Annotated in this window: 19 protein-coding genes; 5 read left to right on the top strand and 14 right to left on the bottom strand. The window is 54.7% G+C overall.

From position 1 onward, the window contains the following. Positions 1–156: 156 nt before the first annotated feature. The 8 genes from narI to COO59_RS03910 all read right to left on the bottom strand — a co-directional run bounded on the left by narI (position 157) and on the right by COO59_RS03910 (position 12,565). Positions 157–837: a respiratory nitrate reductase subunit gamma gene (gene narI / locus COO59_RS03945; protein ID WP_240614081.1), complete on the bottom strand. Its 681-nt coding sequence runs from the start codon at positions 835–837 to the stop codon at positions 157–159. After that, positions 834–1,529 (bottom strand): nitrate reductase molybdenum cofactor assembly chaperone, encoded by a 696-nt coding sequence (narJ, locus tag COO59_RS03940; RefSeq protein ID WP_103058537.1) that lies wholly within the window; start codon positions 1,527–1,529, stop codon positions 834–836. Before narJ ends, narI begins: the two co-directional genes overlap by 4 nt. After that, a complete protein-coding gene (gene narH / locus COO59_RS03935; protein WP_103058536.1) occupies positions 1,529–3,061 on the bottom strand; it encodes a nitrate reductase subunit beta in 1,533 nt (510 codons plus the stop codon). Before narH ends, narJ begins: the two co-directional genes overlap by 1 nt. Then, the gene (locus COO59_RS03930) at positions 3,058–6,798 is read right to left on the bottom strand and encodes a nitrate reductase subunit alpha (protein WP_103058535.1); all 3,741 of its coding nucleotides are present in this window, start codon (positions 6,796–6,798) and stop codon (positions 3,058–3,060) included. The genes narH and COO59_RS03930 overlap by 4 nt, the downstream gene beginning before the upstream one ends. A gap of 84 nt (positions 6,799–6,882) precedes the next feature. Then, positions 6,883–8,265, bottom strand: coding sequence for a NarK family nitrate/nitrite MFS transporter (locus tag COO59_RS03925; protein WP_103058534.1), 1,383 nt, complete (start codon positions 8,263–8,265; stop codon positions 6,883–6,885). A 635-nt stretch (positions 8,266–8,900) separates the two neighbouring features. Then, on the bottom strand, positions 8,901–9,860 hold the full coding sequence (locus COO59_RS03920; RefSeq protein WP_103058533.1) for an Rpn family recombination-promoting nuclease/putative transposase: 960 nt from the start codon (positions 9,858–9,860) through the stop codon (positions 8,901–8,903). A 352-nt stretch (positions 9,861–10,212) separates the two neighbouring features. Beyond that, entirely contained in the window at positions 10,213–10,677 is a 465-nt protein-coding gene (locus COO59_RS03915) for a hypothetical protein (RefSeq protein WP_240614073.1), read from the bottom strand. Positions 10,678–10,894: 217 nt separating this feature from the next. After that, positions 10,895–12,565, bottom strand: coding sequence for a methyl-accepting chemotaxis protein (locus COO59_RS03910; RefSeq protein ID WP_103058704.1), 1,671 nt, complete (start codon positions 12,563–12,565; stop codon positions 10,895–10,897). A 489-nt stretch (positions 12,566–13,054) separates the two neighbouring features. Here COO59_RS03910 and ahpC point away from each other — a divergent pair, with 489 nt between their 5' ends. Beyond that, positions 13,055–13,618 (top strand): alkyl hydroperoxide reductase subunit C, encoded by a 564-nt coding sequence (gene ahpC / locus COO59_RS03905; RefSeq protein ID WP_103058532.1) that lies wholly within the window; start codon positions 13,055–13,057, stop codon positions 13,616–13,618. A gap of 68 nt (positions 13,619–13,686) precedes the next feature. Next, positions 13,687–15,255: an alkyl hydroperoxide reductase subunit F gene (ahpF, locus tag COO59_RS03900; RefSeq protein ID WP_103058531.1), complete on the top strand. Its 1,569-nt coding sequence runs from the start codon at positions 13,687–13,689 to the stop codon at positions 15,253–15,255. A 233-nt stretch (positions 15,256–15,488) separates the two neighbouring features. On the opposite strand, the gene COO59_RS03895 is transcribed toward ahpF, so the two are convergent. The 4 genes from COO59_RS03895 to COO59_RS03880 all read right to left on the bottom strand — a co-directional run bounded on the left by COO59_RS03895 (position 15,489) and on the right by COO59_RS03880 (position 17,496). After that, positions 15,489–15,923, bottom strand: coding sequence for a thiol-disulfide oxidoreductase DCC family protein (locus COO59_RS03895; RefSeq protein WP_103058530.1), 435 nt, complete (start codon positions 15,921–15,923; stop codon positions 15,489–15,491). After that, positions 15,916–16,305 carry a hypothetical protein gene (locus COO59_RS03890; protein WP_240614072.1) on the bottom strand — a complete coding sequence of 130 codons (390 nt, stop codon included), beginning with the start codon at positions 16,303–16,305 and terminating at the stop codon, positions 15,916–15,918. Before COO59_RS03890 ends, COO59_RS03895 begins: the two co-directional genes overlap by 8 nt. 57 nt (positions 16,306–16,362) lie before the next feature. Continuing rightward, entirely contained in the window at positions 16,363–17,193 is an 831-nt protein-coding gene (locus tag COO59_RS03885) for an arylamine N-acetyltransferase family protein (protein WP_103058529.1), read from the bottom strand. Positions 17,194–17,277: 84 nt separating this feature from the next. Then, positions 17,278–17,496, bottom strand: a complete 219-nt coding sequence (locus tag COO59_RS03880; protein WP_103058528.1) for a hypothetical protein — start codon at positions 17,494–17,496, stop codon at positions 17,278–17,280. 298 nt (positions 17,497–17,794) lie between these two features. Between COO59_RS03880 and COO59_RS03875 the strand changes: the two genes are divergently transcribed. Then, entirely contained in the window at positions 17,795–18,142 is a 348-nt protein-coding gene (locus tag COO59_RS03875; RefSeq protein WP_103058527.1) for a hypothetical protein, read from the top strand. Between the two features lie 44 nt (positions 18,143–18,186). On the opposite strand, the gene COO59_RS03870 is transcribed toward COO59_RS03875, so the two are convergent. After that, positions 18,187–19,056: an NAD(P)-dependent oxidoreductase gene (locus COO59_RS03870; protein ID WP_103058526.1), complete on the bottom strand. Its 870-nt coding sequence runs from the start codon at positions 19,054–19,056 to the stop codon at positions 18,187–18,189. Positions 19,057–19,287: 231 nt separating this feature from the next. On the opposite strand from COO59_RS03870, the gene pqqU reads away from it, so the two are divergent. Continuing rightward, positions 19,288–21,420, top strand: a complete 2,133-nt coding sequence (pqqU, locus tag COO59_RS03865) for a TonB-dependent receptor PqqU (RefSeq protein WP_103058525.1) — start codon at positions 19,288–19,290, stop codon at positions 21,418–21,420. A gap of 297 nt (positions 21,421–21,717) precedes the next feature. Here the strand turns inward: pqqU and COO59_RS03860 are convergent, their stop codons facing one another. Further along, positions 21,718–21,900 (bottom strand): con-10 family general stress protein, encoded by a 183-nt coding sequence (locus tag COO59_RS03860; protein WP_038626107.1) that lies wholly within the window; start codon positions 21,898–21,900, stop codon positions 21,718–21,720. 320 nt (positions 21,901–22,220) lie between these two features. Between COO59_RS03860 and COO59_RS20880 the strand changes: the two genes are divergently transcribed. Further along, positions 22,221–22,391 (top strand): hypothetical protein, encoded by a 171-nt coding sequence (locus tag COO59_RS20880; protein WP_165786483.1) that lies wholly within the window; start codon positions 22,221–22,223, stop codon positions 22,389–22,391. Positions 22,392–22,560: the final 169 nt, after the last annotated feature.

Genomic DNA, 22,560 nt, shown 5'->3' with positions numbered 1-22,560 from the left:
TAACTGGATAAAAATTAGCCATACAAACGTTATGGACATTGCTTTTCAGGCAATCTTTACTAACTTTATTAGTGAGTTCCTGTGTAACCCTTTGCTGTAGACGCATTTCGTCATCCGGCACCGCTTATTGCCACGGCGCCGGATTTTTTTTAGCCGTTAGCGGCGAGCCCGAACCAGCTGGTAACGACGGGTAAAGTATTCAAACGGCGCGCTCCAGACGTGAACCAGACGCGTAAAGGGAAACACCAGAAAAATCGTCATGCCCAGCACCAGATGGACGCGATAAATCCACTCAACGCCGTCCAGCCAGGTTGAGGCGTTCCCCTGGAAAGTCACTACCGACTGCGCCCACCCCACCAGCTTCATCATCCCTATGCCGTCCACATGGCGTAAGGAAAACAGAATCGAGGTCAGCCCAAGGATAAGCTGAGTCATCAAAATCCCCAGAATCACAATATCGGCACGGCTTGAGGTCGCGCGTACGCGCGGATTAAACATGCGGCGTTTCAACAGCATCAGGCCGCCGACCAGCGCCATCAGGCCAAATACCCCGCCCGCGATCATCGCCAGCTTCTGCTTGGTAGCGATAGCGAGAAAAGGCTCATAGACCCAGTGCGGCGTCAACAGACCAAACAGATGACCAAAGAAAATGCCGATGATCCCGATATGGAACAGGTTAGACGCCAGGCGGAAATTCTTTTTATCCAGAATCTGACTGGAGCCGGCACGCCAGGTGTACTGGCCGTAGTCATAGCGTAACCAGCTGCCGATCAGAAACACCGTCCCGCACAGATAGGGATAAATATCGAAAAAGAAGATGTTCAGATAGTGCATTATTTCGGTCCTCCGGCTGACAAATCCAGATACTGCGGGATGGGCTGCTGTTGAAAACGCTGCTGATGCGCTTTTTCCAGCGAGGTGTCACACGCCTGCGCCTGGTCGTCGATAAATTTAATCTGCGCCTCTTCCCAGACGGCATCCAGCGCCTGCCGGGTATCATCCCGCGGCTCCTTGCTCACCTGCCCGGCCACGCTGCTGCTGCGCAGTGGGCTGCCCGCCCACGTCAGCAGCGTATCGAACAGCTGACTAAAGGCGCTGGCCCGCTGCTGCAGCCGCCCGCCAATCAGCGCGAGGATCGGAGCCACATCCTGCAGCCCCTGGCGCGCCGCCGACTCCGGCTGCTGGCTGAGATACTCCAGATAGAGCGGCAAATAGTCCGGCAGCTCGCGACAGTCGAGGAACAGGCCCGCCTGCTCATACTGCGCCAGCAGATCGACCATCGCCTGACCGCGATCGCGTGATTCGCCATGCACATGCTCAAACAGCAACAGCGAAGTAGCGCAGCCGCGATCGAAGGTTTCACACCACTCCGCCTGTCTGTCCAGCAGCTCGCCGCTAAGCCAGCTGCCGGCGAACGGCTGCAGTTGCGGAGCCTGCTGCGCCACCAGCGCGTTCAGCTCGTCCCTGTCCTCCCATAGCGCTTTATCGGGATACTCCAGCAGTAGCGCAATGACTTTCAGCATCAGCATTATTCGCCCTCCGCCCGGTGGGTGATATTAATGGCGTCGATGCGGCGGCTGTTGAACAGGTTGAATTTGCTGTCGCTGCCATGACAGCCGTCGCCAAAGGTAAAGCCGCAGCCGTTGCGCTCCGGGAAGGCGTCCGCCGCCAGTTCGCGATGGCTGGTTGGGATCACAAAGCGATCTTCATAGTTGGCAATCGCCAGGTAGCGATACATCTCTTCAACCTGCGCCACGCTCAGGCCAACCTGCTCGATAGCGCGGGTATCGGTGGCGCCGTCCACCGTTTGCGCGCGCTTATAGTGACGCATCGCCATCATCCTTTTGAGCGCCCGCAACACCGGCGCGGTATCGCCCGCGCTTAGCAGGTTCGCCAGATACTGCACCGGGATACGCAGGGTTTCCACCGCCGGCAGCGCGCCGTCCATCGGCAGCGCGCCCGCGTCGGCCACCGACTGAATCGGCGACAGCGGCGGCACGTACCAGACCATTGGCAGCGTGCGGTATTCAGGATGCAGCGGCAGCGCCAGTTTCCAGTCCATCGCCAGCTTCCAGACCGGCGACTTTTGCGCCGCATCGATCACGTTCTCCGGGATGCCCTGCGCCAGCGCTTCGGCAATCACTTCCGGGTCATTAGGATCGAGAAACACCTCAAGCTGACGCTCGTAGAGATCGGTTTCATGCTCGGTGCTTGCGGCTTCGGCAATGCGGTCAGCGTCATACAGCACCACGCCGAGATAGCGGATACGTCCGACGCAGGTTTCTGAACAGACGGTAGGCATACCGGATTCGATACGCGGATAACAGAAAATGCACTTTTCCGATTTCCCGCTTTTCCAGTTGAAATAGATTTTTTTGTACGGGCAGCCGCTGATGCATAAGCGCCAGCCGCGACACTTATCCTGATCGATCAGCACGATGCCATCTTCTTCGCGCTTGTAAATCGCGCCGCTGGGACAGGTCGCCACGCAGCTCGGATTCAGGCAGTGTTCGCACAGGCGCGGCAGATACATCATAAAGGTGTTTTCAAACTGGCCGTACATCTCCTTCTGCATCGCCACAAAGTTGCTGTCCTGGGAACGCATGCTGAATTCGCCGCCGAGGATCTCCTCCCAGTTCGGCCCCCATTCCACCTTTTTCATCCGCTTGCCGCTGATCAGCGAACGCGGGCGGGCGGTCGGCTGATGTTTGCCTTCCGCCGCGTTATGCAGATGCTGATAGTCAAAGCTGAACGGCTCGTAATAATCATCAATACCCGGCACCTCCGGGTTAGCGAAGATTTTTGCCATCACGCCCGCTTTGCCGCCCAGCCGTGGCTCCAGCTTACCGTTGATTTTACGGATCCAGCCGCCCTTCCATTTATCCTGATCTTCCCAGGCTTTTGGATAGCCGATGCCCGGCTTAGTTTCGACGTTATTAAACCAGGCGTATTCCATGCCTTCACGCCCGGTCCAGACGTTTTTGCAGGTAATAGAGCAGGTATGACAGCCGATGCATTTGTCGAGGTTCATCACCATCCCGACCTGTGAACGTATTTTCATTGCGCTTCCCCCTGCACCTGGTCCAGACCTTCGTCATCCAGCCAGTTAATGTTTTTCATTTTGCGGATCATAATGAACTCGTCGCGGTTAGAGCCGACGGTCCCGTAGTAGTTAAAGCTGTAGGCCAGATGCGCATAGCCGCCGATCATATGGGTCGGTTTCGGGCAGATACGGGTTACGGAGTTATGAAAGCCGCCACGGATGCCGGTAACTTCCGAGCCGGGAATATTGGTGATGCGCTCCTGCGCGTGGTACATCATGGTGGAGCCGGGCTTCACGCGCTGGCTGACCACCGCACGACAGGTGAGCGCGCCGTTGATATTAAACACCTCCACCCAGTCGTTATCCTTAATTTGCAGCTCACGCGCATCTTCCTCGCTCATCCAGATAATCGGCCCGCCGCGCGACATAGTCAGCATCAGCAGGTTCTCGCTATAGGTAGAGTGAATTCCCCATTTCTGATGCGGCGTCAGGAAGTTCAGCGCCTTTTCCGGGTAGCCGTTCGGGGGAATATGCTGCAGCTGCGTGACGCTGCGCGTGTCGATAGGCGGACGATAGGAAACCAGACTTTCACCAAAGGCACGCATCCACGGATGATCCTGATAAAGCTGCTGACGCCCGGAAAGCGTGCGCCACGGGATCAGCTCATGCACGTTGGTGTAGCTGGCGTTATAAGAGACATGCTCATCCTCCAGGCCGGACCAGGTGGGGCTGGAGATGATTTTGCGCGGCTGCGCCTGAATATCGCGGAAGCGGATTTTCTCCTCTTCTTTGCGCCGCGCCAGGTGCGTATGCTCGCGGCCGGTGATTTCGCCCAGCGCTTCCCAGGCTTTTACCGCGACCTGACCGTTGGTCTCCGGCGCCAGCGTCAGGATCATTTCTGCCGCGTCGATGGCGCTATTGATCATCGGCTGACCTTTCGCCGGGCCATCCGCCTTGACGTAGTTCAGCTTGCGCAGCAGTTCGACCTCATTCGCCGTATGCCAGTTAATGCCTTTGCCGCCGTTACCGATGGTTTCCAGCAGCGGGCCTACCGAGGTAAAGCGCTCCCAGGTCGCCGGATAGTCGCGCTCAACCGTGACGATGTTAGGAGCCGTTTTACCGGGGATCAAATCGCACTCGCCCTTATGCCATTCTTTGATTTCATAGGGCTGCGCCAGCTCGCCGGACGAATCGTGCTGAATCGGCTGTAGCACCAGGTCAGTCTCCTGGCCCAGGTGGCCAACGCAGAGCGTGGAGAAGGTTTTGGCAATATCTTTGTAGATTTCCCAGTCGGAGCGCGACTCCCATACCGGATCGACGGCGGCAGAGAGCGGATGAATAAACGGATGCATATCCGTGGTGTTCATATCATCCTTTTCATACCAGGAGGCGGTCGGCAGCACCACGTCAGAATAAAGGCAGGTGGTGGACATACGAAAATCGAGCGTCACCAGCAGATCCAGCTTGCCTTCCAGCGCTTTGGTCTGCCATTCCACCTCTTCCGGGATCGCATCGCCCTTGCCGACGCACTCTTCGCCCTGAATACCGCTGTCGGTGCCGAGCAGATATTTCAACAGGTACTCATGGCCTTTACCGGAGGAGCCGAGCAGATTAGAACGCCAGATGAAGAGATTGCGCGGATGGTTATTGCCATCGTCCGGCTGTTCACAGGCGAAGCGCAGCTTGCCGCTTTTCAGCGCGTCAACGGTGTAGTCAACCGGAGACTGCCCCGCCTCTTTCGCCAGCCCGGCGATGCGCAGCGGGTTGATATTCAGCTGCGGCGCCGAGGGCAGCCAGCCCATGCGCTCGGCGCGGATGTTGAAATCGATCAGCTGGCCGGTAAATTTTTGTTTCTGGGCGATGGGCGACAGCAGCTCGCCGATGCTCAGCTTCTCAAAGCGCCACTGACTGGCGTGACTGTAAAAATAAGAGGTGCTGTTCATCTGACGCGGCGGACGCGTCCAGTCCAGCGCAAACGCCAGCGGCATCCAGCCGGTTTGCGGCCGCAGCTTTTCCTGGCCGACATAGTGCGCCCAGCCGCCGCCGGTTTGCCCCACGCAGCCGCAGAATACCAGCATGTTAATCAGGCCGCGGTAGTTCATATCCATGTGATACCAGTGGTTAAGACCGGCTCCCACGATGATCATCGAGCGTCCGCGCGTTTTGTGGGCGGTATCGGCAAATTCCCGCGCGATATGCTCCAGATTTTTGCGCGGCACGCCGCTGATCTGCTCCGCCCAGGCGGGCGTATAGGCTTTGATGTCATCGTAGCTTTGCGCGCAGTTGGCATCGTCCAGCCCGCGATCCAGACCGTAATTCGCCAGCATCAGATCGTACACCGTGACCACGCGACCGGCGCTGCCGTCCGCCAGCGTAATGTGCTTCACCGGCAGCTGATGCAGCAGCACCGGATCCTGCTTAACGTGGCGGAAGTTGGGGCTTTCATTACCGCCATAGTAGGGAAACGCCACCGCCACGACCTCATCACGATCGTCAATCAGCGAGAGGCGCAGCTGTACCTCGCTGCCTGCCGCCTGCGGCTCAAGGTTCCATTTGCCCTTTTCGCCCCAGCGGAAACCAATCGAACCGTTAGGCACCACCAGATCGCCGCTTTCACTCAGCGCGACGGTTTTCCAGTCGGGATTATTGCTTTCGCCCAGCGCATCGGTCAGATCGGCGGCGCGTAGCAGACGGCCTGAGGTGTAATAGCCGCTCTCGTCCGGCTCCAGCAGTACCAGCATCGGCATATCGCTGTAGCGCCGCGCATAGCTGAGAAAATATTCGCTGGGGTTTTCCAGATGGAACTCTTTCAGGATCACATGGCCCATCGCCATCGCCAGCGCGCTGTCGGTACCCTGTTTCGGTGACAGCCACTGGTCGCACAGCTTGGCGACTTCCGAGTAGTCCGGACTGATGGCAATCGTTTTCGTGCCTTTGTAGCGCACTTCGGTAAAGAAATGAGCATCTGGCGTACGGGTCTGCGGCACGTTTGAGCCCCAGGCAATGATATAGCTGGAGTTATACCAGTCGGCGGATTCCGGCACGTCGGTCTGTTCGCCCCAGGTCATCGGCGAGGCGGGCGGCAGATCGCAATACCAGTCATAAAAACTCAGGCTGGTGGCGCCGATCAGCGAAAGATAACGGGTTCCGGCAGCGTAGGAGATCATCGACATGGCCGGGATCGGCGAAAAACCGGCGACGCGATCGGGGCCGCAGTGTTTGATGGTCCAGATATTAGCGGCGGCGATCAGCGTATTCAGCTCTTTCCAGTCGGAGCGAATAAAGCCGCCATGCCCGCGCGCCTGTTTATAGCTGCGGCTTTTTTCCGGATCGGTGACGATAGCGTTCCACGCCAGCACCGGATCGCCATGCTGCGCCAGCGCTTCACGCCACAGCTCGACCAGCCGTCTGCGCACCAGCGGATATTTTAGCCGGTTGGCGCTGTAGATATACCAGGAGTAGCTGGCGCCGCGTGGGCAGCCGCGCGGTTCATGGTTGGGTAAGTCGGGGCGGGTGCGCGGATAGTCGGTCTGCTGCGTTTCCCAGGTGACCAGCCCGTTTTTAACATAAATTTTCCAGCTACAGGAGCCGGTACAGTTTACGCCGTGGGTCGATCGTACAATTTTGTCGTACTGCCAGCGCTGGCGGTAGCTATCTTCCCAGTCGCGGTTGCTGTTCATCAACTGTCCGTGTCCATCCGAGAAGGTGTCGCTTTTCTGACGGAAATAGCGAAACTTGTCCACTAACTTGCTCATTACCCACTCCTGGCAGAGAGTTTCCCTGCGGTTACATGGCTCAGATTGCATAACCTGAAAAACAGGTCGAAGGAGATGCCGTGATTAGCCTTTAGAAAAGCGGCGACCGTAAACCAGCCAGGTCACCAAAATGCAGACAATGTAGAAAACCAGAAAGAGTTTCATCGCCCCGACCGGCGAGCCGGTCATCGCCAGCGATGTGCCGAAGGCTTTAGGAATAAAGAAGCCGCCAATTGCGCCGATGGCGGAGATAAAACCCAGCGCCGCTGCGGTTTCGGTGGCCGCTACGTGCTGCGCCTGCGCTTCGGTGCCGCCGGAAGCCAGCACCCGTTTACGCGTCAGGGTGCGAAAAATAACGGCGATCATCTGAAAGGTTGAGCCGCTGCCTAAACCCGCGGTCAGGAACAGCCCCATAAAGACGGCGTAAAAGGCGATAAAACTGCCGGAGCCGTATCCCGGCAGCGTGAAAAACAGCAGCAGCGTAAACAGCGCCATCAGGATAAAGTTCACCAGGGTAACGCGAATGCCGCCGAGCTTATCGGAAATGATACCGCCTGCCGATCGCGCCAGCGCGCCTAAAAACGGCCCGAAAAAGGCCAGCTTAAGAATATCCACGTCGGGAAACTGGGTTTTCGCCAGCATGCCAAACCCGGCGGAAAAACCGATAAAGGAGCCGAACGTCGCCAGATAAAGCAGGCTCAGCAGCCACATATGGCCGCGTTTCAGCACCGTGAGCTGTTCGCGTAGCGAAGCCTGGGCGCCCGCCAGCGTATCCATAAAAAACCAGGCGGCCAGCACTGCGATAATCAACAGCGGCACCCACAGCCACGCGGCGTTGGCCAGCCATAAACGGCCGCCGTCCGGCTGCTCTATGCCGTGGACCCCAAGAAAGGCGAAGAGGGGTAGCGAGATCACCATCGGCGTTAACAGCTGCATCACGCTGACGCCTAAATTACCCAGGCCGCCATTAATGCCCAGCGCGCTGCCCTGTCGTGCTCGGGGAAAGAAGAAACTGATGTTTCCCATACTGGAGGCGAAGTTCGCTCCGGCAAAGCCGCACAGCAGCGAAATCACGATAAATACGCTATACGACGTGGCGGGATTCTGTACGGCAAACCCCAGCCAGACGCAGGGTATAATCAGAATAGCGGTACTGATCGCCGTCCATTGCCGTCCACCAAACAGCGGTACCGCAAAAGAATAAGGCACGCGCAGAATCGCGCCGGAAAGTGAAGGCAAGGCGGTAAGCAAAAACAGCTGATCGGTAGTGAAATGAAAACCGACTTTATTAAGATTGACCGCCACGGCGCTGAATAACATCCAGACGCAGAAGGCTAAAAGCAAAGCAAAAACGGAGGTCCATAAATTACGCTGTGCAATTTTTTTCCCGGTTTTTTCCCAATAGCGTGGATTTTCAGCATCCCAGCCGCGCAGAGCGGTATGCGTCGATTTTTCATGTGTGGCCATATTCACTTTCCATAGACAGAATCAATGAAGGCGGACTGAAGCAAAGCGACAATTGCTCGTAAGCGTAGACGGGTTATTTAGAGTGATCAATAATCAATCGGAAATTATAATTATGATAACAATTAATCGCATAAGTAAAATAAACGCTTTAAAAACATAAAATTATAAAAAATAACCCTGACCAGCCCAAAAAATCAGGTGCCCTTTCTGGCATAAAAACGTGACGGCCTTTTTACACTATCCAGATTGTCTGCTCTGACCAGTTTCCTGAAAAATGAAGGGATTGTACGTACGGCCACGGTGATGTGATCCGGCTTGCACTATGCGTACGTCCCATAAAATTAGCGCGACCTGCCGATTCTGTTTAATTGAACGATGTCACATTTTCAGCCCATAACTGTCCGCGGCCACAGGTTAATAACAACGGCCAGGCGGATTTATTTTAATACGGGTTTATGTGAGGTTTGGTTTTATATGCGATAGCTAATCGTCATTTTTTAAATCGAATGATTAATAAAAAGGAAGATTGGAATGAATATTGAATAATATTGAAGAAGATAAATCCCTGCCGTGGCATTCTAAATAAGCGGCTGGCCAGACAGGGAGCATAGCCTGGTGATTCAGGAGAATAAAAATCAATGATGGATCTGCGCCAGCTCGTCTGCTGAAAGACCCGTTATTTTTATTATGGTGTTATGATCGATACCGTTCTGCAGCATAGTACGAGCGATTTTCAGCGTAGCGTCACGTTCGCCTTCGGAACGTCCTTCCTCGCGACCAAGCTGAATGCCCTTCTCAATGCCCTTCTCAATGCCTTTTTGTTCAAGCTGCTGTGCAATGGTCATCAGTGCGTCCTCGTGTTGCGGCACCCGCTGTGCCAGTTCGCGTACAAAAGCCTCTGCGTCTGAAGTTTCGCCTGTCTGTACGAGGTAGTTTATCAATGAAACCAGCTGTTGTCCTGTCATGTGCTCCATCATCAAAAGAGTAGCCAACCTGTCCAACAGGTCAGCCAGGTCTCGCTGATGAATATGCTTCTGTAGTAAGGTTAGCGCCGCCATGCTGCGGTGATTCATGATAGCGTCATCAGCAATGACCGTCACGTCAACCAGAGGAAAGCCATTGCTGTAGAGCTTTTCGGCCAGCACCGGATCATCAAACTCATCCAGCCACCTGACAGTATATGGATACGGGCTTTGCCTGCCGGTATAAAACAGCACCGGGATAACCAGCGGAAGTTTTTTATGCCCGGCATCCAGGTGACGCTGCATAGCTGCCACGGCGTAGCGGAGGAGGCGGAAGGCCATGTGCTTATCCGGGGTGGACTGATGCTCAATCAGAACGTGTACCCAGGCGTCGCCGGAAATGGTTTTCAGGCTGTAGAGCACATCACTAAAGTACGGACGCAGGCTTTCTTCTACAAAACTGCCAGACTCCAGCTTAAGAGTGCTTAGGTCGCAGACTGCCTGCAGTTCCGTTGGCAGATGCAGCTGCATAAAATCCCGGGCGGTGTCGGGATGGGTCAGAAACTGCTTGAAGGCCAGATCATGCGGCGTCGGGGTGTGATTCTTCCTGTTATTTGCTTTCCTTTCCGTCATTCCCTGCTCCGTTGCCTTGATACCAGTGATTTTATCTGGCGGATTGTACCGTGGAAGCTTTGTTACCAGCGGCCCGCTGGTGCAGGCAAAGCCGCTCTGATAGCAGCAAATTTCTCACCGCCAATACCATCGGCAAAAACCGCTAGCTGCCTTGCAGATAATTAATCAATTCGCGTCAGTCCGTTACAGATTTTACCAACCTCTGTGCAGCTATTTTACAGGGCGCTGGATGAACCGGTAACCCGTTAATCAGCGGCGCGGGCGAGCGGTTCGGCACATAAAAAGCAGGCATTCTCTTCTCACATGACGGAGGGAATACCTGCCTTTATTACTCATTTAAACAGCAGCCTTATTATTTTTTCTGGTTAAGATAATCCGTCAGGAAATGCTGCGCATTGCCATAGGATGAAAGTGACTGGCTATAGTTAATGCGGTAAGACTGCTTTTCATTAGGAAGGTACAGCTCGCCTGAACCCATGCCGTACATTTTCAAGGAGACAAAGCGGTTGCCGTTAACCATGAGCGAGTAGGTTTTCTTTTTTTCGTCATTTTGCACATCCATTATCTGGATGCGTTGATTCCAGGGATGATCAATATTGGTTATTTGCACCAGTGCTTTATTTTCCTCGCGCGGCCCATAGCGCAATATCCAGACCTCAACGCCCTCCTCGCCCTGCCACGCCTTCACGTCCTCCGCTACTTGCGGGCGTGCAGGCGGCGAACTTTGTACCGGCACTTTATTCTGAGCAATAACATGACCGGCCAACGGCATAAGCGCCAGAGTAGCCAGCATAAAGGCAATATTTAATTTCTTCACCGATAAACTCCTTTTTTGTTTCGGGGCGAAAAAATAATAATCAATTAATGCCAATCGTCAATGATATTTATATAAATTAGCGTCATTAGCCACTAAAACGGCGCGCAGGTTTTTATTGATAATATATATAATTGCTCTGCTTTTAATTTTATTAATAGGGCGTTTAATTAAAGCCGACCACGTTAAGGGCCGGCTTTAATTATTTAACCTTTCAGTCTCAGAAGGCTTCCCAGCCCTCAGTGGACAGGTTTTCAGTGGTGCGTACGGACGTTGCACGCGCGGCGTTGATCGCCGGCTTTCTGGCGACTGGTTGTGACAACGTCACTCCAGCGGCAAGGCGGAAGGTAGCTACCGTCTGGTTCAAATGCCGAGCCTGATCTTCCAGCTGGCTGGCCGCCGAAGAAGATTCTTCCACCAGGGAGGCATTCTGCTGCGTAACCCGATCCAGCTCGGCAACTGCTATTCCCACCTGGCTGATGCCGCGGCTTTGCTCTTCAGAAGCGGAAGAGATCTCATCCATAATATCGCGCACCTGCTTAACGCCGACTACGATGGCTTCCATCGATTCTTCAGCGGCGACGGCAAGCCGGGTACCTTTCTCAACGCGTAAAGAGGATTCTTCAATCAGCCCTTTAATATCTTTAGCCGCTGCCGCGCTGCGCTGGGCCAGATTGCGCACCTCTCCCGCCACGACCGCAAAGCCGCGACCATTTTCCCCGGCGCGTGCCGCCTCAACCGCTGCATTTAGCGCCAGAATATTGGTTTGAAAGGCAATGCTTTCGATAACCCCGGTAATTTCGGCAATTTTCTTCGCGCTCTCTTCCAGATCGTAAATGGTTTTAATCACCCCATCGACAATATCGCCGCCCTTCTCGGCGGTATCCGATGCCGATACCGCCAGCTTAGACGCCTGCAGCGCATTGTCCGCATTTTGTCTTACGGTGGCGGTGATCTGTTCCATACTGGCCGCCGTCTGTTCCAGCGAAGCCGCCTGCTGTTCCGTGCGCGAAGAAAGATCGGCATTACCGGCGGCAATCTCGCTAACGCCGGTCAGAATGGTACCGGAGCCGTTGCGCACGTTGCTGACGGTATTGACCAGCGCCTGCTGCATACGCGCCAGACCATTATGCAGCCTTCCCATTTCAGTACGCGCCAGCGGATCCGCTTTGACCGGCTGCGTCAGATCGCCATGTTCAATCGCATCAATATGGCTAAGCGCAGCGGCCAGCGGCTGCAGCAGCACCCGCTGCAGTACGCGCCAGCTGAGCGCAACGCAGGCCAGCACCAGCAGCATAATGCCCGCCAGCAGCCCCATCATTTGCGTGAAATGTTGATTGCTGTCATCTGCGGCCTGGCTGGTCAGATGATTGACCGCGCTGCGCCAGTGCTCGTAATCATCCAGCATCGCCTGCTGTTTCGGCGCGGCGTTAATCGCAAACATCGCATCCAGACTATGGGTTTCAGCAGTATCCATCAGCTGCTGCAACAGCGTGGAATACGCTTTATAGCTGGCATTAAGCTGGGTCGTCAGCGCCGGATCGAGCCCTTTCAGCGGCGCGCCGGACTGATATTCCTGATACCACTGCTCTGCCTCCTGCAGCTGTTGGCGTCCGTGCTGGATCATCCCTGGAACTTTCGCGCTTGCCGGGCCTTCTTGTTGGATCCAAATTACAATGCGATTGGCGTCGGAACGCGTCGCGTTCAGCGCATACCAGGCATTGGTCAGTGCCGTTACCTTGTCGTTAGCCGCCGAGGCGGTAAAGAAATTTTCCTTGTCATTGCTGAGTGAATTAAGAAACAGCCCGCCGGAAACTAACTGCAACAGGCCAAACAGGGCGATGCAGCAGATCAGAAAGGTGGACGTTTTAATACGGCTGAAAAAGGACATAGCTCCCTCAAATAAAGTGATAAGCGTCACACTTATCGGCAGGTTTACCGGTAACATTAGTCTCATTGCTTATTTATCAGGCTGTTAAAAAGGTGAATTGAGCGGTAATCCCGGCTGCGCTAAGGGTTATTCTGAGCAGAGCGACGGGTCGTTGAATAAGGTTTATTCATGCGTCTTCATCAGGCTGGATTGTCAGGCCATGAACAACGTATGATGTCGTCGGTCAGGCAGTGTTGTTATCCTGCTGACCCAGGCAAGGCATCCCCCTGCACGAATCACACGCAGCGTAATGGCTATTTGTCAGAGCCGCTAACCTGTTGCAGCGATAAGGGCCGCCGATGGACGTGCGGATGAGTGCGAAACTTATCCATAATAAGTAATTGCTTAGCGGTTGTTAGGTTTTACTTATTGATTCAATAATGGATACGCATTAGATCTCAATCACGTTTTTCGGTAACTTTCACGCTAACCAATATGAAGGAGTAACTAATGTCTATCATTAATACCAAAATCAAACCGTTCAAAAACAGCGCGTTCAAAAACGGTGAGTTCATCGAAGTGACTGAGAAAGATGTCGAAGGTAAATGGAGTGTATTCTTCTTCTACCCGGCTGACTTCACCTTCGTTTGCCCGACTGAACTGGGTGACGTTGCTGACCACCACGCGGAATTCCAGAAACTGGGCGTAGACATTTACTCTGTTTCTACCGATACCCACTTCACCCACAAAGCATGGCACAGCAGCTCTGACACCATCGCGAAAATTAAATATGCGATGATCGGCGACCCGACCGGTGCTCTGACCCGTAACTTCGACATCATGCGTGAAGATCAGGGTCTGGCTGACCGTGGTACCTTCATCGTTGACCCGGAAGGCATCATCCAGGCAGTAGAAATCACTGCTGAAGGCATTGGCCGTGACGCATCTGACCTGCTGCGTAAAGTGAAAGCGGCTCAGTACGTTGCCAGCCATCCGGGCGAAGTATGCCCTGCAAAATGGAAAGAAGGCGAAGCGACTCTGGCTCCTTCTCTCGACCTGGTTGGCAAAATCTAAGTTAACCAGCCGCTCTTTGTTTTTTTCATCGGGTGCTGCGGCACCCGATTTTTTGCCTGGAGACCCTCATGCTCGACACTACGATGAAAAACCAACTCAAGGCCTATCTTGAGAAATTAACTAAGCCTGTTGAGTTGATCGCTACGCTGGACGACAGCGCTAAATCCGCTGAAATCAAAGAACTGCTGGCGGAAATTGCTGAGCTGTCTGAAAAAGTGACGTTCCGTGAAGACAATGCTCTGCCGGAGCGTAAACCTTCATTTCTGATTACTAACCCAGGCAGCACTACCGGCCCGCGTTTTGCCGGTTCGCCGCTGGGTCACGAATTTACTTCGCTGGTGCTGGCGCTGCTGCAGACTGGCGGACATCCGTCAAAAGAGACGCAGGCGCTGTTGGATCAAATCCGCCAGCTGGATGATGACCTGCATTTTGAAACCTATTACTCGCTCTCCTGCCATAACTGCCCGGACGTGGTGCAGGCGCTGAACCTGATGGCGATTCTGAACCCGCGCATCAGCCACACGGCGATTGACGGCGGCGTGTTCCAGAACGAGATTCAGGATCGCAACGTGATGGGCGTTCCTGCGGTATTCCTGAACGGCAAAGAGTTCGGTCAGGGCCGCCTGAGCCTGGCGGAGATCGTCAGCAAAGTGGACGTTAACGCCGACAAACGCGCGGCAGAAGAGCTGAATAAGCGTGACGCTTACGACGTGCTGATTGTCGGCAGCGGCCCGGCGGGCGCGGCGGCGGCGATTTACTCGGCGCGTAAAGGCATTCGCACCGCCCTGCTGGGCGAGCGCTTTGGCGGTCAGGTGCTGGATACGGTCGATATTGAAAACTATATCTCCGTACCGAAAACCGAAGGATCTAAACTGGCCGGCGCGCTGAAAGCGCACGTTAGCGAATATGCTGTTGATGTTATCGACAGCCAGAGCGCCAGCAAGCTGATCCCGGCAAGCTTAGAAGGCGGCCTGCATACCATCCAAACCGCAACCGGTGCCGAGCTGAAAACGCGCAGCCTGATCATCGCAACCGGCGCACGCTGGCGTAGCATGAACGTTCCGGGCGAAGAGCAGTACCGCACGCGCGGCGTGGCCTACTGCCCGCACTGTGACGGTCCGCTGTATAAAGGCAAGCGCGTAGCGGTAGTCGGCGGCGGTAACTCCGGCGTTGAAGCGGCGATCGATCTGGCCGGTATCGTTGAGCACGTTACCCTGCTGGAATTTGCGCCAGCGATGAAAGCGGACGCCGTGCTGCAGGAAAAAGTACGCAGCCTGGAGAACGTGGACATTATCCTTAATGCGCAGACGTTGGAAGTGAAAGGCGACGGCAGCAAGGTAACCGGCCTGGCGTATAAAGATCGGGTAAACGAGACGGTGCATGAAGTGGCTCTGGCAGGTATTTTCGTGCAGATCGGCCTGCTGCCGAATACCAACTGGCTGGACGGCACGGTTGAGCGCAATCAGATGGGCGAAATTCTGATCGACGCGAAATGCGAAACCAGCGTGAAAGGCGTGTTTGCTGCCGGCGACTGTACCACCGTCCCGTACAAGCAGATTATCATCGCCAGCGGCGAAGGCGCGAAAGCCTCCCTAAGCGCGTTTGATTACCTGATTCGTACTCAGCCGGTCGGCTAAGGGTTAACCCGTAAAATACAGCAGCGGCATCCTCGGATGCCGCTTTTTTTTGCCCGCAGCTCAGCGGTAGCTTCTTTTGCGGATGGTGATCTACTTTCTGAAGCGGCGGATTCCCTTCATTACGAGTTCATAGGCGATAATTATCAAAATTATAATGATGGGGAAATCTATATAAAATTGGGTCTCATTAACTCAGTTGGCCAGCTATAAAACTTTTTTGCTTTGCCCGCCGTTCAGCGGTCGAGAAAGCGCTGTGGATGGTCTGCGGTGAGGTGATGGACATTATCGTAGCGGCCAAAGAGCCGGTAGCGGTTGCGGGCGATAAGATCGTAGCAGCGGTTGCTCAGTGCCGCAGGCAGAAAACGCAGCAGCGTCAGTATTCGCCACGGCCAGGGCAGCCCGGCCATAACGCGAAATATCGCCTCCGCCCGCAGATACACCTGACCGTGCGTAATCAGCACGATGGTACTGATATTTTCCGTTGACAGCCCCGCCCAGCGCAGCAGCGCTTTCCCCTGCTCGCTCTGTACCGCGGCCAGCCTGACGGTACGATACTTATCGTAGCGCAGCAGGAAATTAACCCAGCCGTTACACAGCTTGCAGGTGCCGTCATAAAGCACCGCCTGTTCGTTGGGCTGAATCAGCGGCGGCGCGGCGCGATCAGTCATTACGGATGCCAGGATCCTCAACGCCGAGCGGCACCGGATCTTCATCTTCAGTGCCGCTAACCAGCTCATGCAGGCTAATCAGCTGTACCGGCGCATCTTCCAGCTGGTCTTGCCAGCGTTCGCTGACGTCCGGCAGGCTGGTAAACTGCCCGTCCAGAAACAGAAAATCGAGCTGCTCGCCCAGATCTTCCAGTAATTCTTCCGGCGCGCTGTAGTTCTCGCCGTGCAGATCGCTGCCATCAATATGATACCCGATCAGCCCATCATGGACGTTCGCCTGGCCCAGTTCAATAATATGGCCGTCGATATTCTGCGCCAGTATCGTGCCGTCGCAGTAGAAAAGGTTATAGGGCATTAAGTCCTGGTTACGATTATCGGGCATAGCTCCTCCGGTATGGCATTCAGGTTGATAAGTATAGCCAGGCTCAGCAAGGTCGTTTTACTGCGCCCTGTCCAGCCGCGTCATCGCCTGGATAAACTCCTCCTCGCTCACGCCGTACAGCGTATGTTTCATCCCAAGGCGAAATTCTTCCTGCAACAGCTGATAAAGCGCGCGCAGGTCATCCAGCGTGCGCCGTTCCGGCTGCGCGCCATAGCGGCTAAAGCGTCGGTTTTCCAGCGACAGCTGGCCGCCGTCCGGCAGATAACGCGCCGCCAGCAGATGATGACGAAAGTGCGAATGCGGCCAGGTAGAGACAAAATGGTTGGCCATCAGATAATCGGAAGAATACTGCGTCACCAGATCGAAACGATAAAGCGGCTGCCATTCTCCGTCGCGGCGCTGGCACAATAACCACTCCTCGCCCAGCGACTGTAGCTGGTAGTCACCGTGCGGCGTGGTCTGCGTCCGGTCGGCCTGCAGGCGAATCGGCGCGCTTAGCGTGGGTCCGCCAAAACCCACGTCGGCAATCCAGAAGGTCTCGTCCAGCTGCACCAGCAGCAGCATATGCGTACGCGGCGGCACCGATGGCGGCTGCGCGATCACCACTCTGGCGGCCAGTCCGCGTGCGTCAAAGCCTATCTGCTGCAGCGCCAGCAGAAACAGCGCGTTCTGCTCATAGCAGTAGCCGCCGCGCCGTGCGACGACCAGCTTCTCCTGAATCGCTTCGGTTTCAAGATGAATCGGGCGATCAAGGATCACATCCAAATTTTCAAACGGTATTGTACAAACATGCGCCTGATGCAGCTGCGAAAGCGTCGTTAATGAAGGGCGCGTCGCACCGGTAAAACCGATGCGCGCCAGATAAGCGTGAAGATCAAACGGCATAATTTCTTCCTGGTGAAAATAATGCTTATCTTATAGCTGATTTCTGGCGCGGGGTTGATGCCAGGTGCGCGAAGGCATCCATTCATTTTATTTGATTAATCCCACGCTGTTTTTTAACAGCTGACGCGCCCGCCAACAGCTGATTACCAGTTCATCGTCATCCGCGCTGTCGGCCAAACCGCCCAGGCGCGAACAAAGCGCATCGTAACTTAATGCCCGCCTTTCCTGTGCTAATGCCACGACAGCCCGGCCTACCAACGCCAAAAATTCTGCGTCATGCTCAATTTCTTCAGATAACCAAGCCAATTTTTTTTCCCCCTTTGGTTAAAAACATCCCTTAACTATGAACTCTCAAAAAATTTGGGGATCCCTGTAATCGATTTCTGAGACTTATCTCACGCAGAAGATTGTCAAGGCGCAGCGGCGCTGGGCAAAGCGCGCTGAAAAAACCGTACACGGCCCGGTGAAGTTTATCGCCTGGATTAGCCAGGCACAGGGCTATACGAAAGCGGAAAACTATCTCGTCCTCTGGCCGATCCCGCCCCGTAAAAGCGTATCTCAGCTATGCTTAAGTGACGATTTAACAAGGTAAAAAGGAAGGGTAATGAAAAAGCGACTGGCGATAGTTCTGTTGATGGCAAGCTGCGGCGTAGCGCAGGCAGCGACTGAAGCAAGCAGCGAAGCGGAATCCTATATTGCAGGGCTGTGTACGATAACCGGCGAACAGCGAGCGGTAGGAGAATCACAGGAAGAGTATGTGCAGAAGCTGAAAGATATGATTTCGCGCGGATCGGCGCCTTCTGCCGTGAATAAGCCTGAGTTTAATCAAGATGAAGCGGAAAAGGTGGCGGATGCCTATATGAAGCTGCCTGACGAGGTGAAAAAGAATAACCTCAACAACGCCGACGCCTGTAAAAAGGCGACGCTGGAGCAATATCAGAAAGCGGAATAAGCCGGTTAACAGAGCGGGCCGCGGCCCGCTTTTTCTCGCCAGCTTTACTCTTTACCCGTCAAAAAACGATAAATCACCGCCAGATCCTGTTCGCCATAGCCCGCTTCCACTGCCTGTTGCCAGAGCTGCGCAATATTTTGTAGCCCCGGCATCGACTGATCCTCCGCCGCGTTCAGCGCCAGCTGCGCATCTTTTAGCGCCCAGGTAAGCTGCATCTGTGGCGTGTAGTCGCCCCCTTTGATGGTATCCAGCTTTACCTTTGCATAGGGCGCGGCTAACGGCCCGCCTTCCAGTACTGACCAGAGATCGTCGGTGGAAAAACCGAACTGTTGCGCCAGGCTGGCGCTTTCCGCCAGCCCCTGCATCATGGCGATCAGCCAGGCGTTGACCACCAGTTTCATCCGCGAACCGGCGCCCGCCTCGCCTAACCAGCGCGCGCCCTTGCTGATGGCGGCAAAAACCGGCTCCAGGCTGGCCGCCCGCTGACGATCGCCGCTGGCCAGTATCAGGATCTGCGCGTTTTCCGCAGGCGCTTTGGTGCCGGAAACCGGCGCATCGATATACACCACATCCGGGCGCGCCGCGGCCAGCTGGGCTATTAACCTGTCGGTGGCTTCCACGCCGATGGTGCCCATCTGACAGAAAACGGCATCAGGCTTTAACGTCGGCATAATTTGCTGCAGGACGCTTTCGGTGGTCGCGCCGTCTGACAGCATCGCCAGCACCACGTCTGCCTGTTCTGCCGCCTGCTGCGGCTCATCGCACAGTCGCATGCCAGCCGCCGCCAAATCCTCACCGCGCGCGCGGGTGCGGTTCCAGCCCGCCACCTGAAACTGTTTCTTTACCAGGTTAGCAGCGAAAGCATGCCCCATGGCGCCTAATCCCAATACCGCTACAGCGGGACGTTGATTCATGGTGTAAATCCTTCTTTATTAAAGTCGGTTAATTCTGGCTTACGGCTCGATAATAGTCTCGTTTTTTATCAGCCAGATTACCGGGTGCTTTCTGCAGTATATATGCGTTACCTGCGCCATCGGCCTGCCCGATATTTTATGCACGATGTTTTGCAAAATATGTCAGGCCTGCCAGGCTTATGCGCAGAAGTTACGGAACGTGATTAGCTATCTCTCTTGCAGGACGCCGTTATGAAAATCATCTGCATTTCTTCCTCGTCTGTCCGCTTTATCGCGGTGCCCGCCCTGCTGGCTTTTAGCTGCGCCTGCGCCGCAGCCAGCGATGAAACAACCCTGGTTGTCAGCGCTTCCGCCGCTGGCGGCCTTTCCGAACTGGATACGCCCGCCGCCGTGAGTGTGGTCAACGGTGACGATCTGCGTCTGGCCGCGCCGCGCGTTAATCTGTCGGAGAATCTCTCTGGCCTGCCCGGCGTGCAAATCCAGAACCGTCAAAACTATGCGCAGGATTTGCAGATTTCGATTCGCGGCTTTGGCGCGCGCTCTACCTATGGCGTGCGCGGAATGCGTATTTATGTAGATGGCATACCGGCAACCATGCCGGACGGTCAGGGACAAACCTCGAATATCGATCTTAACTCGGTCGATCGCGTGGAAGTGCTGCGCGGCCCCTTTTCCGCGCTGTATGGCAACGCCTCCGGCGGCGTGATTAATATTGATACGCAGCAAGGCAGCCAGCCCGCCAGCGTTGAAGCCAGCAGCTACTATGGCAGCTTCGGCAGCTGGCGTTACGGGCTGAAGGCGCAGGGCGCAACCGGCGACGGCAGCCAGGCGGGCGATGTTAACTATACGGTTTCGGCTACGCGCTTCAGCACCCACGGCTACCGCGATCACAGCAGCGCGCAAAAGAATCTGGGCAACGCGCGGCTGGGCGTGCGTATCAATGATGTCAGCACGTTAACTTTGCTGTTTAACAGCGTGGATATTAACGCGCAGGATGCTGGTGGTCTGTCCAACGCGGAATGGCACGACAACCCGCAGCAGTCGCCGCGCGCGGAACAGTACAATACGCGTAAAACCACCAGGCAAACGCAGGCTGCGCTACGCTATGAACGTCAGATGAGCGAAAACGACGACCTCAGCCTGATGGCCTGGGCGGGCGAGCGGGAAACGGAGCAGTATCAGTCGATTCCACTCGCGCCGCAGCTGAAACCGACGCATGCCGGCGGCGTAATCGATTTATCCCGTCACTATCAGGGCATTGATGCGCGCTGGACGCATCGCGGCGCGCTCAGCGCGATACCCGTGACGCTGACCGGCGGGCTTGATTACGAAACCATGAGCGAGCGCCGCAAAGGTTATGAAAACTTTGTACTGCAGAACGGCACGCCAGCCTTTGGTTATAAAGGGAATTTGCGCCGCAACGAGCGCAACCTGATGTGGAACCTCGATCCCTACCTGCAAACCTCGTGGCAGCTGACGCCAAAGCTAACGCTGGATGCGGGCGTGCGCTTCAGCACGGTGAATTTTGATGACAATGATGATTACGTTACCGTCGGCAACGGCGACGATAGCGGCGAAGCGCGCTATCACCGCTGGCTTCCAGCCGCCGCGCTAAAATATGCGCTGACCGATGCCTGGAATATCTATACGTCCGCCGGACGCGGCTTTGAGACGCCGACCATTAACGAACTTTCCTATCGCAACGATGACCAGGGCGGCCTGAATAACCTGTTGCAGCCCTCGACCAGCGATACGCTGGAGATCGGCAGTAAAGCCCGTATTGGCAACGGCCTGTTCAGTGCGGCGCTGTTTCAGACCGATACCAAAAATGAAATTGTCGTCGCCAACAACGAAGGCGGACGCAGCAGCTATAAAAATGCCGGGCAGACGCGGCGGCGCGGCCTGGAGCTGGCGCTCGATCAGCAGTTTGCCCTCGACTGGCGGCTGCGCATGTCCTGGACATTGCTGGAGGCTACCTATCGTGACAGCAGCGGTAGCGGCGACGATCAGGTAATACGCGGCAACCGCCTGCCGGGCATTGCCCGTAATATGGCCTTCGCGGCGCTGGAGTATGCGCCGGAAACTGGCTGGTATGGCGGCGCCGAGCTGCGCTATATGAGCGAGATCCAGACTAATGACAGCAACAGCGAGCAGGCCCCTGCTTATGCGGTCACCGCGCTGAACGGCGGCTACAAATTCCGTTCCGGCAACTGGGCGCTGGACCTGTTTGGCCGCGTTGATAATCTGTTTGACCGCAGCTATGTCGGTTCGGTGATCGTGAATGAAGGCAATGGCCGCTACTTCGAACCGGCGCCAGGGCGCAATTATGGCGTTGGCGCCTCTCTGAGCTGGGAGTTTAATTAATGTCGGCGTTTAGCCGCGGTGAAAATAATTGTACAGGTTTGATAATGCTTGTCCAGGTATGGACTTGTGCGATGCAATCATTTATCGTCGGTGAACCAATAAACAATTAAATTCCGCCATCCATTATTTTCGCCCGGAATATTCATCAGGGAAACGATTATTGAATCAGGTGCATTAACCATAAAGCGTAAGGGAGTTAATAAGATGAATGAAAGTCCGTAAATAAATCACTCCGGCATAATTTACGCAGATTATGCCGGAGTGAAGAGGCGTTAAAAAATGGAATTGCCGTTACAATTATTCTGCTGGCTTGCGTCCTCCGCCGTGGCTGTTCTGGCCGCCTTTGCGCCCGGCCTCGGAGGCCTTCTGCGGGTTGTTCTTGAAATTGCCCCCGCTACGCTGACCGCCTTTTTTGCCAGCTTCGGATGCACGTTGCCGATCGTTTGCGAAATTACCTGCACCACCACGATACTGAGTCATAACAATTCCTCTTTTCTTAACATTAAAGTGGTCAACTCACTCTCCCGATGGGAGATAAGCAAGCGTAACAACGTTATTAAATGTAGAAGCTGACTAACGAAGTGCAACTATTTTTAACCGGTATTGAAAGCACCTTTACGGCATAAATGTAATCATGCCGCGATTGTTTTAATTAAATAATTATCCTGCAAAAACATAATAAGAATAGCCATTTAGGATTTTTCCTAAAAAGAAAAAAACTAAGATGCAAGCCTGATTTTTTTAGATAAACTCAATCTTGTTAACATTCATCTATAGTTACTCAAGGACAGGGGTGGATCATGTCGATTAAATGGTTCCGCTCAGACAAAGTGTGCCGCGAGAGAAAATTCATCCCGGTGATTATCGGTAATGCGGTTTTCCTACTGCTTGATGATGGGCGCACCCTTATACGCTCGCGGCTGTGGCTTAGACGAAATGTGCGTTTTTTCCGCAATGCCGATGCATCCTGACGCCTTACTTAACAGCCACCTGTCGTTATTTATGCGATGAAAGCCTTTGCCTGATGAATATCAATCAAATACGCGCTCTTTTTCGGCGTTTGATTTGCCTCATGTAAAGCTAAACTCATCCGAATACCTGATACCACACGATTTTCTGCCTCTGGCAGCGTCAAATAAG

It is taken from the genome of Mixta theicola (assembly GCF_002895925.1).
Lineage (GTDB): Bacteria > Pseudomonadota > Gammaproteobacteria > Enterobacterales > Enterobacteriaceae > Mixta > Mixta theicola.
This window is presented reverse-complemented; position numbering and strand designations above follow the sequence as displayed.